The organism is Streptomyces sp. NPDC048420, assembly GCF_040651535.1.
Classification (GTDB): Bacteria; Actinomycetota; Actinomycetes; order Streptomycetales; family Streptomycetaceae; genus Streptomyces.
In genome coordinates this window covers 275988-291674 of the sequence record NZ_JBEZKG010000001.1, presented here as the reverse complement: position 1 = coordinate 291674, position 15687 = coordinate 275988, and the positions used below count along the sequence as shown (strand labels likewise).

At 69.9% G+C, this 15687-nt stretch carries 15 protein-coding genes and 1 pseudogene; 5 read left to right on the top strand and 11 right to left on the bottom strand.

Annotated elements, in window-relative coordinates; all coding sequences use genetic code 11:
* Positions 1-51: 51 nt before the first annotated feature.
* Positions 52-339, top strand: coding sequence for a DUF6332 family protein (locus AB0D34_RS01235; protein WP_362654616.1), 288 nt, complete (start codon positions 52-54; stop codon positions 337-339).
* Here the strand turns inward: AB0D34_RS01235 and AB0D34_RS01230 are convergent.
* The 3 genes from AB0D34_RS01230 to AB0D34_RS01220 form a co-directional block, all read right to left on the bottom strand.
* Complete coding sequence (locus tag AB0D34_RS01230; RefSeq protein ID WP_362654614.1) at positions 300-965, bottom strand: response regulator transcription factor; 666 nt, start codon at positions 963-965, stop codon at positions 300-302. The two genes, AB0D34_RS01235 and AB0D34_RS01230, sit on opposite strands and share 40 nt — an antisense overlap.
* Positions 962-2200 (bottom strand): sensor histidine kinase, encoded by a 1239-nt coding sequence (locus tag AB0D34_RS01225; RefSeq protein ID WP_362654612.1) that lies wholly within the window; start codon positions 2198-2200, stop codon positions 962-964. The genes AB0D34_RS01230 and AB0D34_RS01225 overlap by 4 nt, the downstream gene beginning before the upstream one ends.
* An 82-nt stretch (positions 2201-2282) precedes the next feature.
* Complete coding sequence (locus AB0D34_RS01220; protein WP_362654609.1) at positions 2283-2978, bottom strand: TetR/AcrR family transcriptional regulator; 696 nt, start codon at positions 2976-2978, stop codon at positions 2283-2285.
* 134 nt (positions 2979-3112) lie between these two features.
* Here AB0D34_RS01220 and AB0D34_RS01215 point away from each other — a divergent pair, with 134 nt between their 5' ends.
* Positions 3113-3562, top strand: coding sequence for a nitroreductase family deazaflavin-dependent oxidoreductase (locus AB0D34_RS01215; RefSeq protein ID WP_362654606.1), 450 nt, complete (start codon positions 3113-3115; stop codon positions 3560-3562).
* A 19-nt stretch (positions 3563-3581) separates the two neighbouring features.
* Here AB0D34_RS01215 and AB0D34_RS01210 read toward each other — a convergent pair whose 3' ends face one another.
* Entirely contained in the window at positions 3582-4862 is a 1281-nt protein-coding gene (locus AB0D34_RS01210) for a geranylgeranyl reductase family protein (RefSeq protein ID WP_362654603.1), read from the bottom strand.
* 133 nt (positions 4863-4995) lie between these two features.
* Between AB0D34_RS01210 and AB0D34_RS01205 the strand changes: the two genes are divergently transcribed.
* Both AB0D34_RS01205 and AB0D34_RS01200 read left to right on the top strand, forming a co-directional pair.
* On the top strand, positions 4996-6351 hold the full coding sequence (locus tag AB0D34_RS01205; protein WP_362654600.1) for a dipeptidase: 1356 nt from the start codon (positions 4996-4998) through the stop codon (positions 6349-6351).
* A gap of 27 nt (positions 6352-6378) precedes the next feature.
* Positions 6379-7476, top strand: coding sequence for a protein kinase family protein (locus AB0D34_RS01200; protein WP_362654598.1), 1098 nt, complete (start codon positions 6379-6381; stop codon positions 7474-7476).
* On the opposite strand, the gene AB0D34_RS01195 is transcribed toward AB0D34_RS01200, so the two are convergent.
* The 7 genes from AB0D34_RS01195 to AB0D34_RS01165 form a co-directional block, all read right to left on the bottom strand.
* A complete protein-coding gene (locus AB0D34_RS01195; protein WP_362654596.1) occupies positions 7377-8498 on the bottom strand; it encodes a dipeptide ABC transporter ATP-binding protein in 1122 nt (373 codons plus the stop codon). The two genes, AB0D34_RS01200 and AB0D34_RS01195, sit on opposite strands and share 100 nt — an antisense overlap.
* Positions 8495-9571, bottom strand: coding sequence for an ABC transporter ATP-binding protein (locus AB0D34_RS01190; protein WP_362654593.1), 1077 nt, complete (start codon positions 9569-9571; stop codon positions 8495-8497). The genes AB0D34_RS01195 and AB0D34_RS01190 overlap by 4 nt, the downstream gene beginning before the upstream one ends.
* 26 nt (positions 9572-9597) lie before the next feature.
* Complete coding sequence (locus AB0D34_RS01185) at positions 9598-10590, bottom strand: ABC transporter permease (RefSeq protein ID WP_362654590.1); 993 nt, start codon at positions 10588-10590, stop codon at positions 9598-9600.
* A gap of 75 nt (positions 10591-10665) precedes the next feature.
* Positions 10666-12333 (bottom strand): ABC transporter substrate-binding protein, encoded by a 1668-nt coding sequence (locus AB0D34_RS01180; protein WP_362654587.1) that lies wholly within the window; start codon positions 12331-12333, stop codon positions 10666-10668.
* Positions 12334-12418: 85 nt separating this feature from the next.
* Positions 12419-13450 (bottom strand): ABC transporter permease, encoded by a 1032-nt coding sequence (locus tag AB0D34_RS01175; RefSeq protein WP_362654584.1) that lies wholly within the window; start codon positions 13448-13450, stop codon positions 12419-12421.
* Between the two features lie 295 nt (positions 13451-13745).
* A complete protein-coding gene (locus tag AB0D34_RS01170) occupies positions 13746-14786 on the bottom strand; it encodes an NUDIX domain-containing protein (protein WP_362654582.1) in 1041 nt (346 codons plus the stop codon).
* Positions 14787-14933: 147 nt separating this feature from the next.
* The gene (locus tag AB0D34_RS01165; RefSeq protein WP_362654580.1) at positions 14934-15134 is read right to left on the bottom strand and encodes a hypothetical protein; all 201 of its coding nucleotides are present in this window, start codon (positions 15132-15134) and stop codon (positions 14934-14936) included.
* A gap of 303 nt (positions 15135-15437) precedes the next feature.
* Here AB0D34_RS01165 and AB0D34_RS01160 point away from each other — a divergent pair.
* Positions 15438-15653 (top strand): annotated as a pseudogene (locus tag AB0D34_RS01160) (NPCBM/NEW2 domain-containing protein); the annotation flags it as partial.
* Positions 15654-15687 lie beyond the last annotated feature (34 nt).

Genomic DNA, 15687 nt, shown 5'->3' with positions numbered 1-15687 from the left:
GCCCGGCGGAGCCTGCTTGCTCCGCCGGGCACACGGCTGGAGACTCGGAGGATGGAGACCTACGGGGGACGCCGGAACCAGGCCGAACGGGACGCCATCACCGTCGAGATCGGATACGCGCTGTGCAGCGCGCTGTTCGCGGCGGCCGTGCTCTTCGGGGCGGTGGCCGGACCGGCGCTGCTGTTCGAACTCCCGGACACCGTCGAGAAGTTGCTGCTCCGCATCGGCCTGGTGATCGCTCCCGTGGTCTTCGTCGCCCGGGTGATCAGCGTGCTGGTGCGGTTCCGGACGAAGGACGATCAGCCCAGCCAGCCCGGCCGCACCAACCCCGACTCGTAGGCCAGCACGACGAGTTGAGCACGGTCTCGGGCACCCAGCTTGACCATCGTGCGGCTGACGTGGGTCTTCGCGGTGAGGGGGCTGACGACCAGACGGCGGGCGATCTCGTCGTTGGACAGACCGATACCGACCAGCGCCATCACCTCCCGTTCCCGCTCGGTGAGTTCGGCGAGGGCACCCTCGGCCGCGGGTTCCTTGGAACGGGCCGCGAACTCGGCGATGAGCCGCCGTGTCACGCCCGGCGAGAGCAGCGCGTCGCCGTCGACCACGGCCCTTACGGCACGCAGGAGTTCCTCCGGTTCGGTGTCTTTGACCAGAAACCCGGAGGCACCGGAGCGGATCGCCTCGAAGACGTACTCGTCGAGCTCGAAGGTGGTGAGCATGACCACCTTCACCTCGCCAAGAGCGGGGTCCTGCGTGATACGCCGGGTCGCGGCGAGGCCGTCGAGCAGCGGCATCCGGATGTCCATCAGGACGATGTCCGGCCGCAGTTCGCGTACCTTGCGCAGCGCCTCCTCACCGTCGGAGGCCTCCCCGGCCACCTCGATGTCCGGCTGCGCGTCGAGCAGCGCCCGGAAGCCGGCCCGCACGAGTGACTGGTCGTCGGCGAGCAGTACGCGGATCACCGGTCGTCCTCCTTGGCCTTCGCCTTGAGCGGCAGTACGGCGAGCACCCGGAAGCCGCCGTCCGGACGCGGGCCCGCCTCGATCGTGCCACCGAGTGCGGCCGCCCGCTCCCGCATTCCGGCCAGACCGTTGCCACTGCCGCCCGCTTCGGCGCCGGTCGCGGGTCCGTCGTCGTCGATACGGAGCCGCAGAGCGCCGTCGTCGTGATCGAGCCGCACGCGCGCGTGCCGCGATCCGGAGTGCCGTACGACATTGGTGAGCGCCTCCTGGACGATCCGGAAGGCCGCGAGGTCCGCGCCGGGCGGCAGGGTCGGCGCGGTTCCCTCCACCTCGACCGTGAGCCCCGCGCCCGCGGCCTGGGACACCAGTTCGGGCAGCCGGTCGAGGCCGGGGGCCGGGGCACGTGGCGCGTCACCGGGTGCGCGCAGCGTGTCGAGCACCTGACGCACCTCGCCGAGCGCCTCCTTGCTCGCCGCCTTGATCGTGGTGAGCGCGGTGCGGGCCTGTTCGGGGTCGGTGTCGAGGAGGGTGAGGCCGACGCCGGCCTGGACGTTGATGACGGAGATGCTGTGCGCGAGCACGTCATGCAGCTCACGGGCGATCCGCAGCCGCTCCTCGTCGGCCCGCCGCTGTGCGGCCTGTGCCCGCTCGGCCCGGTCCCGGGCCCACTGCTCGCGCCGGGTCCTGACCAGCTCCGACACGGCAACGATCGCGACCACCCAGGCGGCGATCACGCCTTCCTGACCCCACGGTGCGGCCGAGTCCTTGGACGGCGGCAGCCACTGGTAGAGCCAGTGGGCCACCAGGACGTGCCCGGCCCAGAGCATGCCGAGGGCGCTCCAGGCGGCCTTGCGGTGCCCGGCCACGCCGGCGTTGAAGCAGGCGAGGGCGACGGTCAGGAAGACGGGTCCGTAGGGATACCCGGCGCCGAGATACAGCATCGCGGCGGCCGCCGTACCGAAGGCGACGAGCACCGGCCGCCGATGGCGCCACAGCAACAGTCCCGTGCCGATCACCAGCAGCGCCCGCGCGAACGGATCGAGTGCGGCCCGCTCGCCGACCTGCTGCTGGGCCGCGTAGTTCGACCCTCCGAGCACGAAGAACGTGAGCAGCAGCGTGGACGCCCACGGCCACCGGGCCGCCCGCTCCTGGTCACCCGAGCGCGTCCACCACGGCGGCCCCTGCCGCCACCATCGCGGGTGACCGGGCCCGCGTACGCGCTGCTCACCGTCCATGGCAGCCACGCTAGACGCCCCCGCCGGGGCCGGGCGTCCCCCGGGCGTGGTGATCACACGTACTCCTCGCGAAGTACGCCGCTCACCGCTGGCGCAGCCCCACACTTCGCCCCAGTTGCCGCACCGCGTGCCGGAAGAACGGTTCCCGTTCCTCCACGACCCGGTTGAACTGCCCGAAGAGCTCGAAGCCGATCAGGCCGAAGAGCTGGGCCCAGGCCGCCACGAGAGGCGCGGCCACCTCGGACGGCAGGTCGGGAGCGAGGTCGGCGGTCATGCGGGTGGACTCCGCCCGGAGGTCTTCGGGGACCCGGGGCAGCTCCGCGAGGCCCGGGCTCTGGTGGGCGGCACGCACGATGCCGATCAGGAGGAGGCCGACGCGGGCGGCGGGCGGGACCGTGGTCTGGGGTGCGGTGTAGCCAGGGACCGGAGAGCCGTAGATCAACGCGTACTCGTGCGGATGCTCCAGCGCCCAGTGACGTACCGCCTCGCACACCGCGACCCAGCGTTCCAGCGGCCCGGCCTCGGCGACGGCTACGTGCGCCCGTTCCGCGCGCTCCCCCATGGAGTCGTACGCGTCGATGATCAGCGCGGTGAGCAGGTCGTCACGGCTCGGGAAGTAGCGGTACAGCGCCGAGGAGACCATCCCCAGCTCACGCGCCACGGCCCGCAGCGAGAGCTTGGCCGCGCCCTCCGCCGCGAGCTGCCGGCGCGCCTCGTCCTTGATGGCGGCGGTGACTTCGATCCGGGCGCGAGCCCGGGCTCCTTGTGCGGTGCTCATGCGAGCCAGTCTCCCACAGGAACAGAGCAGTGCACACAATCGAGAGCACTGCTCTTGCATTCGGCTGCCGAGCCGTGCAGACTGATGCCAGACGAAAGCGAGAGCACCGCTCTCTCAATGCGCTGGGGGTCACCATGTCGTCGCCTTACTACCTCAAGGGCAGCCCGCTCAACGTCCGCTTCAACAGCCTCATGGCCTGGCTGGCCCGGCACGGCCTCAGCCTGGCGGGTCTGGCGGAGCTGTCGGTGCGCGGCCGCAAGAGCGGCAAGATGCAGCGGATCCCGGTCAACCCGCACACCTACGAGGGCGGGCAGTACCTGGTATCGGCGCGCGGCCACTCCCAGTGGGTGCGGAACATGCGCGTGGCCGGCGGCGGGGAGCTGCGGGTCGGCCGCAAGGTGCGGGAGTTCACCGCGGTGGAACTTCCCGACGCGGAGAAGCTCCCGATCCTGCGGACCTACCTGGAGAAGTGGGGCTGGGAGGTCAACCAGTACTTCCAGGGCGTGACCGCGAAGTCCTCCGACGAGGAGATCGTCGCGGCCGCCCCGGACCACCCGGTGTTCCGGATCACGGTCACGAAGTGAACCGTCGGAGGGCGACCCGTCAGGACGTGGTGGCCTCGTCGGCCGTGCCCGCCCCGCGCCCGGCCGGACGCGGGTCCAGTGCGGCCAGCGCCCGCTGGGCCATCGGTCGGCCCCGGACCAGCTCGCCCAGCGTGGTCGAGCCCTGGGTGATCTCCCTGAACGCGTTCCACGCTGGCCGGAAGCCCGTCAGCGCCGCGTGGAACAGACCGGGCCGGCGCTCGAACGCGGTCAGCAGCCGCTTACCGACGCTCATCTCGACGCCGAGCCCCGCCTTGACGGCGAACGCGTAGTTCAAGGCCTGCCGCCGGGTGTCCACCGCGTCATGGGCCTCGGCGATCCGCACCGCCCACTCCCCCGCGAGCCGCCCGGAGCGCAGCGCGAAGGAGATGCCCTCGCGGGTCCACGGCTCCAGGAGCCCCGCGGCGTCACCGCAGACCAGTACCCGCCCTCGCGAGAGCGGTGAGTCGTCGGCACGGCAGCGGGTCAAGTGCCCTGAGGAGATGCTGGGTTCGAACCCGGCGAGGCCGAGCCGTCCGATGAAGTCCTCCAAGTACCGCTTGGTGGCGGCCCCTTCACCGCGCGCCGAGATCACCCCGACCGTGAGGGTGTCCCCCTTCGGGAAGACCCAGCCGTAACTGCCGGGCATCGGGCCCCAGTCGATGAGCACCCGCCCCTTCCAGTCCTCGGCGACGGTCTCCGGCACCGGGATCTCCGCCTCCAGGCCGAGGTCGACCTGGTCGAGCTTCACCCCGACATGCGCTCCTATCCGGCTGGCGCTGCCGTCGGCCCCGACGACCGCCCGCGCGAGCACCGTCTCGCCGCCCTGGAGGACCACGGCGACCGTACGCCGGTCCGGCACCGCCGAGCCGTGCTGCTCGACGCGCTGCACGGTGACGCCGGTCCGCAGTTCGGCGCCCGCCTTCTGCGCGTGCTCGACCAGTTGCTGGTCGAACTCGGGCCGGTTGATCAGCCCGAACAGCATCTGCTTGGAGCGCCGGGTCCGCGTGAAACGGCCGTTGTTCGAGAAGGTGACCGCGTGCACCCGGTCCCGGAAGGGCAGGTCGAAGCCGGGCGGCAAGGAGTCCCGCGAGGGACCGATGATCCCGCCGCCGCAGGTCTTGTACCGCGGCAGCTCGGCCTTCTCCAGCAACAGCACACGCCGTCCCGCGACCGCCGCCGCATAGGCGGCCGAGGCGCCCGCGGGGCCTGCGCCCACCACGACGACGTCCCACACCCGCTGCCCGTCGTCCTGCACGCCGTCCGCCGAAGCGTCGTCCGCCGAAGAGTTCTCGCTGCTCACGATGGTCTGCTGCTCCCGATCAAGCCGTTGCCGCACCTGTCTCCCGCATCCTACGGCGGGCCCGCCCACAGACCACTGTGGGATGATCTACGGCACTCACAGGTACAACGTCGCACCCACAAGGAGCGTGCCCATGTCGTCGAATCCGGTCGCCGAGACCGTCGCCTCGCTGATGCCGAGGGCGCGGGCGGAGCTCACCGAACTGGTGGCGTTCAAGTCGGTGGCGGACTTCGACCAGTTCCCGAGGAGCGAGAGCCAGGCCGCCGCCGGCTGGGTCGCGGACGCGCTCACCGCCGAGGGATTCCAGGACGTGGCGCTGCTCGACACCCCGGACGGCACCCAGTCGGTGTACGGCTACCTGCCCGGTCCCGCGGGCGCCAAGACGGTCCTCCTGTACGCCCACTACGACGTGCAGCCGCCGCTGGACGAGGCCGGCTGGACGACCCCGCCCTTCGAGCTGACCGAGCGCGACGGCCGCTGGTACGGGCGTGGAGCCGCCGACTGCAAGGGCGGTGTGATCATGCACCTGCTCGCGCTGCGCGCCCTCAAGGCCAACGGCGGGGTCCCGGTCCATGTGAAGTTCATCGCCGAGGGCTCGGAGGAGCAGGGCACGGGCGGCCTGGAGCGGTACGCCGAGCAGCACCCCGCGCTCCTGGAGGCGGACACCATCGTCATCGGCGACGCGGGCAACTTCCGTGTCGGCCTGCCGACGGTCACCGCCACCCTGCGCGGCATGACGATGCTCCGGGTGCGGATCGACACCCTGCGGGGCAACCTCCACTCGGGCCAGTTCGGCGGCGCCGCCCCGGACGCGCTGGCCGCGCTGATCCGCGTACTGGACTCGCTGCGCGCGAAGGACGGCTCGACGACGATCGACGGGCTCACGCCGGACGCGTCCTGGGACGGCCTGCAGTACGACGAGGAGCAGTTCCGTGCGGACGCCAAGGTCCTGGACGGCGTCGAGCTGATCGGTGCCGGCACGGTCGCCGACCGCATCTGGGCCCGCCCGGCCGTCACGGTCCTCGGCATCGACTGCCCGCCGGTCGTCGGCGCCACCCCGTCCGTCCAGGCGAGCGCCCGCGCACTGGTCAGCCTGCGGGTGCCGCCGGGCATCGACGCGGCCGAGGCGACCAAGCTGCTCCAGGCGCACCTGGAGGCACACACGCCGTGGGGCGCACGGGTGAGCACCGAGCAGATCGGGCAGGGCCAGCCCTTCAGCGCGGACACCACCAGCCCGGCGTACGCGGCGATGGCCGAGGCGATGGCGGTGGCCTACCCGGGCCAGGAGATGCAGTACGCGGGCCAGGGCGGCTCCATCCCCCTGTGCAACACCCTCGCGTCCCTCTACCCGCACGCCGAGATCCTCCTCATCGGCCTGAGCGAGCCGGAGGCCCAGATCCACGCGGTGAACGAGAGCGTGTCCCCGCAGGAACTGGAGCGGCTGTCGGTGGCGGAGGCCCTGTTCCTGCGCAACTACGCGACGAGCTGATCCGACGGGTGGGCCGATCATGGGGTCATGGTCTCCCTCACCCGGCTCCGCGCCCACGCCGACACCGCCACCACCCTCGCCCTCCTGAGCGACCGCGACCTCGCGGCGCTCGTGGCGTCCGGCACGCCCGCCGGTACGGGGATCGGGGGACGGACGACGCTGCTGGAGGTGGACGGGGGGCGGGTTTTCGTGAAGCAGATACCGCTCACCGACACCGAGCTCGACCACATGCGCTCCACCGCGAACCTTTTCGACATGCCGGCCCACTGCCACTACGGCATCGGCGCGATCGGCAGCCCCGGCTTCGGTGCCTGGCGCGAGCTGGCCGTGCACGAGATGACGACGAACTGGGTGCGGTCAGGACGCTTCCCGGGCTTCCCGCTGATGCACCACTGGCGGGTTCTCCCCGACGCGCAGCAGCCGCTTCCGGAGGGACTCGCCGATGTGGAGCGGTCCGTGGCCTACTGGGGCGGCGGACGTGAACACTTCGAGGCCCGGCGCACCGCGTCCACGAGCCTGGCACTGTTTCTGGAGTACCAGCCGTACACCGTCCACGACTGGTTCCACGAACAGCTTCGCTCGGATGCCGTCGACACGGCCTGCGCTCTCGTGGAACACGGCCTCGAAGCGGTCACCGACTTCCTCCAGAAGCAGCAACTCGTCCACTTCGACGCCCACTTCCGCAACATCCTCACCGACGGACAGCAGCTCTACCTGGCCGACTACGGGCTCGCCCTGTCCAGCCGCTTCCAACTCGCCCCGCCGGAACGCGACTTCTACGCCCGCCACCGCCACTACGACCGCGCCTACGCCCTCTCCTATCTGGTCCACTGGCTGGTCGTCGACCAGTACGGCCTCGCCCGGGACGAGCGCGAGGACTTCATCCGGGCGTGTGCCGACGGCAGGCCGGCCGAGGGAATCCCCGAGGCCGCCGCCGCGCTCATCTCGCGCCATGCCCGACTGGCAGTCGTGGTCGGCGACTTCAACCGCCGACTGGAGCAGGAGAGCAGGCTCACCCCCTACCCTCACGACGAGGTCGACGCACTGTCCTCCAGTGTCGTCAGCGCCGGATCGAGCACGATGTCCTCGTCCCGGGCTTCGACGCTCGGCACCTCGGGGAAGTGACAGGCCGTGAGGTGGCCCTCCGCATTGCCCGTCAGACGCACCAGCGGCGGCTCCTCCGTCGCACACCGGTCCTGTGCCTTCCAGCACCGGGTCCGGAAGCGGCAGCCGGACGGCGGGTCCACCGGCGAGGGCACGTCCCCGGCGAGCCGGATGCGCTCGCGCCGCCGGGTGCCGTCCGGGTCGGCCTCGGGGACCGCGGACAGCAGGGCGTGGGTGTAGGGGTGCCGTGGCCTCGTGTACAGCGTCTGCCGGTCCGCGACCTCGACGATCTTGCCGAGGTACATCACCGCGACCCGCTCACAGAAGTGCCGTACGACGGACAGGTCGTGGGCGATGAACACGAACGCGATCCCGAACTCCCGCTGGAGGTCCTGGAGCAGGTTCACGATCTGCGCCTGGATGGACACGTCCAGCGCCGACACCGGTTCGTCGGCCACGATGAGCTTCGGACGCAGGGCGAGGGCGCGGGCGATACCGATCCGCTGGCGCTGACCCCCGGAGAACTCGTTCGGGTAGCGGTTGTAGTGCTCGGGGTTGAGGCCGACCGTCTCCAGGAGTTCCTGGGCGCGCTTCTTGTGGCCCTGCGGCGGGTTGATGTCGTTGAGCCGCATCGGGGTCTCGACGATCGTGCCGACCGTGTGCCGGGGGTTCAGCGAGGAGTACGGGTCCTGGAAGATCATCTGGAGGTTCCGGCGGGCCTCCTTCATCCGGTTCTCGGGGGTGTGGGTGATGTCCTCGCCGTCGAACAGCACCCTTCCGGCCGTGGGTTCCAGCAGCCGGGTGACCAGGCGGCCCGTCGTCGACTTGCCGCAGCCGGACTCACCGACCAGGCCGAGCGACTGCCCGGCGCCGACCGTGAAGTCGATGCCGTCGACGGCGTGCACGGCCCCGATCTGCCGCTGGAAGACGATGCCGTGGCGGATCGGGAAGTGCTTGGTGAGGCCGGTGACTTCGAGCAGATGCTCCCCGGCGGTGGGCTGGGTGGTGCTCACGGGCTGCTCCTGTCCGTCCGCCGCGGTCACTGCGCGGCCCCCGCGGCCGTACGCACGCGGATCTCTTGCCTGGTCTCGGGGGTGAGGTGGCAGGCGGCGAGGTGCCGGCCGGTGCCGGGCACGGCGAGCAGTTCCGGCCGCTCGGCCGCGCAACGCCCTTCCGGCACCCAGCCCTTGTAGGTGCAGCGAGGGTGGAAGGCACAGCCTCCCGGCGGGTTGATGAGGCTCGGCGGGGACCCGGCGATCGGGTTCAGGCGCCGCTCGACGTCTCCGGTGATCTGTGGCATCGACTCCAACAGGCCCCAGGTGTAGGGATGTTGGGGTTCCTTGAGCACGTCGTGCACGGTGCCGTACTCGATGCGGCGGCCGCCGTACATCACCAGGATGTCGTCGGCGATGTCGGCCACCACACCGAGGTCGTGGGTGATGAGGATGACCGCGGAGCCGAACTCCTCCTGGAGATCGCGGATCAGGTCGAGGATCTGCGCCTGGACGGTGACGTCCAGGGCGGTGGTCGGCTCGTCGGCGATGAGCAGTTCGGGGTCGCAGACCAGCGCCATGGCGATCATCGCGCGCTGGCGCATGCCGCCGGAGAACTGGTGCGGGTAGTCGCGGACCCGGCGTTCGGGCTGCGGGATGCCGACCCGTTTCAGCATCTCCACGGCCCGGTCCCGGGCCTCCTTCTTCGAGACCTTGTGGTGGACCCGGTAGGCCTCGGCGATCTGCGCGCCGACGGTGAAGTACGGGTGCAGGGCGGAGAGCGGGTCCTGGAAGATCATGGAGACCGTACGGCCGCGCAGTGCGCGCATGTCGCGTTCGGGAAGGGAGACCAACTCCCGTCCGTCCAGCCGGATCTCACCCGAGACCTCGGCACGTGTGCCCTTGTGCAGCCCGAGCAGGGCCAGCGAGGTGACCGACTTCCCCGAGCCGGACTCGCCGACGATGCCGAGGGTGCTGCCCTTCTCCAGGGTGAAGGAGACGCCGTCGACGGACTTGACGATCCCGTCCTCGGTCGGGAAGCGCACCCGCAGGTCCCGTACGTCGAGGAAGGGGGCGGCCGCGGGATCGACGTCCGCCGGTTGCGGTGAGGTCAGGAGGGACACGGGAGTTCCTTGCTGCGGTGAGGGGCTCAGGCGAGACGGACGCGGGGGTCGACAAGGCCGTAGACCACGTCGACGACCACGTTGGCGAGCACGACGAAGGTGGCCGCGAAGAGCGTGGTGCCGAGGATGACCGGCAGGTCGGAGTTCTGCACCGAGTCGACCGCGAGCTTGCCGATACCGTTGATGCCGAACACCGATTCGGTGATGACCGCGGAGCCGCCGATCAGCGAGCCGACGTCCATGCCGAAGATGGTGATGATCGGGGTGATCGCCGCCCGCAGACCGTGCTTGAGGACGACCTTGCCGGTGGACAGGCCCTTGGCCCGGGCGGTGCGCATGTAGTCCTCGGCGAAGACCTCCAGCATGGAGGAGCGGGTGAGCCGGGTGTACAGCGCGAGGTAGACGATGACGAGGGTGGCCCACGGCAGGATCAGGCCATGGAACCAGGCGGACGGGTCCTGGGTGATCGGGGTGTAGCCGGAGGTGGGCAGGATCTGCCACTTGTCGACGAACAGGTAGAGAAGGAGCAGGCCGACGAAGTAGATCTGCACGGAGACGCCGAGCAGGGCGAGTCCGACGGCCGCCTTGTCGGCGGCCTTCCCCCGGCGGACGGCGGCGACCGTGCCGAGGCCGACGCCCAGGACGAGGAAGAGCACCGCGGCGCCGAGGCCGAGCGAGAGGTCCGCGGGGAAGTCGGACAGCAGGGTGGTCAGGACGGGGGTGTCGGTCTGGAAGGACACCCCGAGACACGGCGCCCCGCAGTGGACGCGCACGCTCTGGTCGCCGTAGTCCCGGCCGATGAACAGGCCCTTGAAGAACTCCCAGAACTGCGTCAAGTAGCTCCGGTCGAGGCCGAGGGAGTGCTTGATCTCCGCCAGCCGGGACGGCGAGCAGGTCTTGCCGCAGGCCAGGAGCGCGGGGTCGGACGGCAGCGCGAAGAAGATGACGAAGGTGATGACGGTGATCACCAGCAGGATCACGGCTGCTGCCAGCAGGCGTCGGATGAGGTAACGAAGCATGGGGTGCTGGGACCTGACGTGAGTGGGGCGCCCGCCGGCGGCCGGACACCGCCGGCGGGCCTCAGGAGGGGTGCGTCAGTTCTTGACGTAGGCGTGGACCAGGCTGGGCTCGGCCATGATCGTGTCGTCGATGACACCGCCGACCTTGGATCCGCCGATGTCGCTGAAGTTCATGTACATCAGCGGAACCACGGCGGCGTCCTTCATGATCTGCTCGTCCAACGCGCCGTAGGCGGCGTTGCGCTGCTTGATGTCGGTCATCTTGCCGATCGTGTCGATCTGTGCGTTGACCTTCGGGTCGTTCAGGTACGCCAGGTCGTTGTTGGACTGCGGAAGCTTCGTGATCTGCCGCCCGTCGAAGAGGGTGGGCAGCACCGTGGAGGCGTTCGGCCAGTCCGCGATCCAGTCGCCCCAGGTGAGGTCGTACTGGTTCTTCACGTTGTCGACGATGCTGAAGTAGTTGTTCTTGTCGAGCGGGGAGATGTTCACCGTGATGCCGATCTTCGCCAGCGCGGTCTTCACGGCCTCGGCGAAGTGCTCGTGCGTGGGGATGTTCTCCACCGCAAGCGACATGGTGAGCTTCGGATTCCCGGCCTGCTTCATCAGCGCCTTGGCCTTGGTGACATCACCGGCCGGGTTGCTGCTGTAGAGGTTGAAGTTCTTGTGGCCGTCGATGCCCGGGGCCAGCATGGTGCTCGCGTAGTCGCCGTAGACCGAGCCGCCGAAGGCACCGCGGACGGTGGTCTTGTCCACGGCGTACTCGATCGCCTGGCGGACCCGGATGTCCTTCACCCGATTCATGTTGATCGCCATGTAGTTGATGCCCGGAGCCGCGATCTTGTAGAAGCGCGACTTCATCGACGGGTCGTTGGCCAGGGTCGTCAGGTCGGAACCGGCGATCGGCGTCTGGGTGATCGCGGTCTGGGCGACGCCGGCGTCGGACTTGATCTGCTGGTCGATGGCGGACTGGTCCTGCCCGAACTTCGCGTCGATCTCGTTGAGGTTCTGCTCACGGATCGGGTCGGTCGCCTGGTTCCAGTACTTGTTCCTGACGAGGACGAGTTCCTTGCCATGGCTGTACGACTTGATCATGTACGGCCCGTCGGACCAGACGTGCGTGTCGTACGACGCGCCGGTGTCGTGCGCCTTGGGTACCGCCGACCAGGTGGTCATCGCGGTCGTCTCGTTGAAGTCGGCGACCGGCTGGTTGAGGTGGAAGACGATCGTGTACTTGTCCGGCGTCTGGATGGAGTTCAGCTGCTGTCCCTTGAAGGGGCCCTTGTAGGAGGCGCCGCCGACCAGCCACTGACTCGCGTACGGCGGACCGCCGTTGATGTCCGGAGAGAACACCCGCTCCACGCCGTACTTGACGTCCTGCGCGGTGACGTCCGTGCCGTCCTGCCACTTGACGCCGTGGCGCAGATGGAAGGTCCACACCGTGGAGCCCTTGCTGGGCGTTCCGGTGTTCGTGGCCAGGTCTCCGACCAGCTTGGGCTGGGACCCCGTCTCGTCCCATCCGGTGAGCGTCCGCACGAGCTCGTAGTCCATGCTCGACCCCTCGGTGGTGTACGTCCGTTGGGGGTCGATGTGGTTGAAGTCCGCGTCGTCGAGGATCGTCAGCGTGCCGCCCTTGGCCGGGGCGCCGCCGGCGTTGTTGCTGGAGGATCCCCCGCATGCGGTGGCCGTCAGGGCTATGGCCACAGCGGTGGCTGTGAGGCCGATCGTGCGCGTTCTGCGCGTCATCAGGTAACACTCCGATCTTGTACGTTCTCGGCTTCGGCGGTCCGTGACGGAACCGTCCGGGCCGGTGGTGCGAGGGGGGTGGGCGTCAGCTGCGGCTCGCGCGGGGGTCGAGGGCGTCCCGGACCCCGTCGCCGAGGAGGTTGAGGGCCAGGACGAGGATCAGGAGCAGGACACCGGGGATGAACAGGTACATCGGGTCCTGGAGGAAGTACTGCGAGGCGTCCGAGAGCAGCGCCCCCCAGTCCGGGTTGGGCGGGATGACGCCCACGCCGAGGTAGGACAGGGCCGCCTCGGTGGTGATGTTCTGCGGGACGGCCAGCGCGAAGGAGATCAGCACCGGCGCCCACAGGTTCGGCAGCAGCTGGCGGAAGAGGATGTGCCACCGTCCGGCGCTCATGATCCGCGCGGCGTCGACGAACTCCCGCTCGCGCAACGACAGGACCTGCCCGCGCACCAGCCGGGCGGTGTAGGCCCAGGCGAACACCGCGATGTTCAGGACGAGGACCAGCAGGCGGAGGTTCTCGTCGGTGCCGCCGTGGCTGTTGGTCTGCATCGCGTTCTGGATGACCGGGGTCAGCGCGATGATGAACAGCAGCTGCGGGAAGGCCAGCATCACGTCCATGATCCGCGACAGCACGGAGTCGACCCAGCCGCCGGAGTAGCCCGCCGCGAGGCCTGCCACGACACCGACGACGGTGGACAGCACGGCTGAGGCGAAGCCGACGAGCAGCGAGGTGCGCAGGCCGTAGACGATCCGGGCGAACAGGTCGTAACCGGTGCCCGGTTCGACTCCGAGCAGGTGGGTGAGGCTGATGCCGCCCAGTGCCCCGCGCGGGAAGTTGCCGGTGTCGGGGTCGATCGCCTTGCCGTCCGGGGTGATGGGACCCCAGCCGGTGATCGCGGTCAGCACCGGGGCCAGCAGTGCGATCAGGATGAACAGCACGGTGATCATGAACGCGGCCAGGGTGACCTTGTCCCGCTTGATGCGCCGCCAGGCCATACGGGCCGGCGAACGCCCGGTGATCGCCGTGCCGTCACCGCGCGGGTCCGGCGGCGGTTCACCGGCCGCTTGCGCGGGGCCGGTGGCGGCGGGCATCGGCTGCTGTTGCGTCGTCATCGTGCGGACGTCCCGGGTATGTGCTGGAGGTCGCCGACCGTTGCCGGCGCCGTGAGACTGAGCGGACTGTCGCAACACGCCGAGAACCGGTCAAGACAGAAAATGGCCGAAAAGGGGATTGTTTGCGCTCGTTGCCAAGTGTTGACGAGGGCGGGACATTCCATTAGCTCTGACATGGAGGTATCGCGACGATTCCCTTGGCGGGTTCTCGCCCTCTACTTGCCTGACTCGAACATCACCTCGAACATGACGAAGCCCCGTCGGCACCGTGCGCCGACGGGGCTTCGCCCGGACGTCAGCCGATCGGAACCCCGGCCTCCAGATACAGCGCCGCCCCGCGCTCCCGGGCCCGCAGCGCCCACCGCAACCGCTCGTAGCGCACCGGCGGCAGCAGGTCCGCGGCCTCCTCCTCGCTGGCGAAGCACCAGCCGCGCAGCTCGGGTCCGGGCAGCAGCACCCGGTGGGCCTCCGTGGAGTCGAGCCGGCCGCCGTCGAAGAGGAGGCGGAGCCCGCCGTACCCAGGAGGCACAGGCGGCTCCCAGTCCACGACCAGGAGGCGGGGTACGTCGTCGAGGTGGATGCCGGTCTCCTCGGCGACCTCGCGCACACCGGCCCGCGCGGGCGCCTCGCCGGGTTCGACGACACCGCCGGGGAACTCCCAGCCGGCCTTGTAGGTGGGGTCGACGAGCAGCACGCGGTCCTGCTCGTCGAAGAGGAGGACCCCGGCGGCCACGGTCTCGGCGGTGGGCTCGGGGGTCTGCACAATGTCGCACACGGGCACGGTCCCCGCGCCGAGGTCCTCGGTGATCCGGGTGGCCGTCTCGTAGGGGTTGAGCGCGCTGGTGTCGATCACGTGGGCGTCGGCGGTGAGCCAGGAGGCGAGGGCGGCCCGGTAGGGCTCGATGTGGTCGACCGCCCACTGCGACTGTCGTATCTCACCGTCCGCTTGGTCGGGCGGGATCTCCCGCCCGGCTATTCGTTCGCGCAGGATCGTTTCCGCCGGAGCGAGGAGAATGTGCCGGACACTGATCCGGCGGGCGGCGAGGCCACCGAAGATCTCATCGCGGTACTCCTGGCGCAGCAGGGTCATGGGGACCACGAGGGTCCCGCCGAGCTCGGCGAGCATCGCGGCCGCCGTGTCGATCACCAGACGTCGCCAGATCGGCAGGTCCTGGAAGTCGCCGACCTCCGCGAGATGCTTGGGCGGCAGCAGCCGCACGACCGCCGCGCCGATGTCCTCGGGGTCGAAGAGCGTGCTGTTCGGGATCAGTTCGATCAGTTCCCGTGCGGTGGTGGTCTTCCCCGCACCGAACGCGCCGTTGATCCAGACGATCACGGACTCCCCCTCTTCTGTTTGGCCCCCTGAGGCTTGCCCGTTCCACCCTGCCACGGAAACCAGCCGCAGCTGGGGGGCGCACGGAAGCGGCGCCGGAGCCCCCACGTCCAAGGGGTTCCGGCGCCGCGGTCCGTGCGGCGGACCTCGTCAGCCGTTCTGCCCGAGGGCCCCCTCGTCGAGGCCGTCCAGACTGTCGCTGGAGACGGTGTGACCCAGGGTGCTCAGGGTGTCGTCGACGTTGACGTGGTTCAGGTCCTTGCCCAGGTCCAGGGAGTGCGAGGGCGTGACCGCCGCGACGACGAATCCGGTGGCGAGGGAGGCGATGGCGAGCATGCTGCGCTTCTTCATGGCCTGATCAACGTCGCCGTACGCAATGGGTCACGGTGTCACCATCCGTGCGGGTCTCTTCCACCGCAGTCCGACACGTTCTACCGCAACCGCCCACGGGATGACGCGTACATGCAGTCATCCCACCTTCCGCTGCTGTTCACGGTGCCCGCGGCGGCTACCGCCGCCGTGGCGGACGAGGCGAGACCCTCGTCCCCCGCCCTGGCCGACAGCCTCGCCCTCACCCCGCCCATGGGCTTCGACAACTGGAACTCCACGCACTGCCGGGCCGAGTTCGACGAGTCCATGGTCAAGGGGATCACGGACGTCGGCGTCGACGACGAGAAGGCCGCGAACGGCACCGTCGCCTTCGAGATCTGGGCGGACGGCACCAAGGTGGCGTCCACGGGCGTGCTGGCCAACGCGATGCAGGCCCAGCCGCTCACCGCGGACGTCCCAGGGGCCCGGGTGGTCAGGCTCGTCGTCACCGACGGCGGGGACGGCATCGACTCGGACCACGCGGACTGGGCGGAGGGTTGAGCCGCTGAGTGCCGCGTACCGACTTGGCGACCGG

What these genes read in the sequence shown, in the direction of transcription:
- AB0D34_RS01185 (WP_362654590.1), bottom strand. Translation starts at nt 10,590, where the DNA reads ATGCTTCGTTACCTCATCCGACGCCTGCTGGCAGCAGCCGTGATCCTG.
- AB0D34_RS01225 (WP_362654612.1), bottom strand. Translation starts at nt 2,200, where the DNA reads ATGGACGGTGAGCAGCGCGTACGCGGGCCCGGTCACCCGCGATGGTGG.
- AB0D34_RS01200 (WP_362654598.1), top strand. Translation starts at nt 6,379, where the DNA reads ATGGTCTCCCTCACCCGGCTCCGCGCCCACGCCGACACCGCCACCACC.
- AB0D34_RS01165 (WP_362654580.1), bottom strand. Translation starts at nt 15,134, where the DNA reads ATGAAGAAGCGCAGCATGCTCGCCATCGCCTCCCTCGCCACCGGATTC.
- AB0D34_RS01220 (WP_362654609.1), bottom strand. Translation starts at nt 2,978, where the DNA reads ATGAGCACCGCACAAGGAGCCCGGGCTCGCGCCCGGATCGAAGTCACC.
- AB0D34_RS01205 (WP_362654600.1), top strand. Translation starts at nt 4,996, where the DNA reads ATGTCGTCGAATCCGGTCGCCGAGACCGTCGCCTCGCTGATGCCGAGG.
- AB0D34_RS01235 (WP_362654616.1), top strand. Translation starts at nt 52, where the DNA reads ATGGAGACCTACGGGGGACGCCGGAACCAGGCCGAACGGGACGCCATC.
- AB0D34_RS01215 (WP_362654606.1), top strand. Translation starts at nt 3,113, where the DNA reads ATGTCGTCGCCTTACTACCTCAAGGGCAGCCCGCTCAACGTCCGCTTC.
- AB0D34_RS01175 (WP_362654584.1), bottom strand. Translation starts at nt 13,450, where the DNA reads ATGACGACGCAACAGCAGCCGATGCCCGCCGCCACCGGCCCCGCGCAA.
- AB0D34_RS01180 (WP_362654587.1), bottom strand. Translation starts at nt 12,333, where the DNA reads ATGACGCGCAGAACGCGCACGATCGGCCTCACAGCCACCGCTGTGGCC.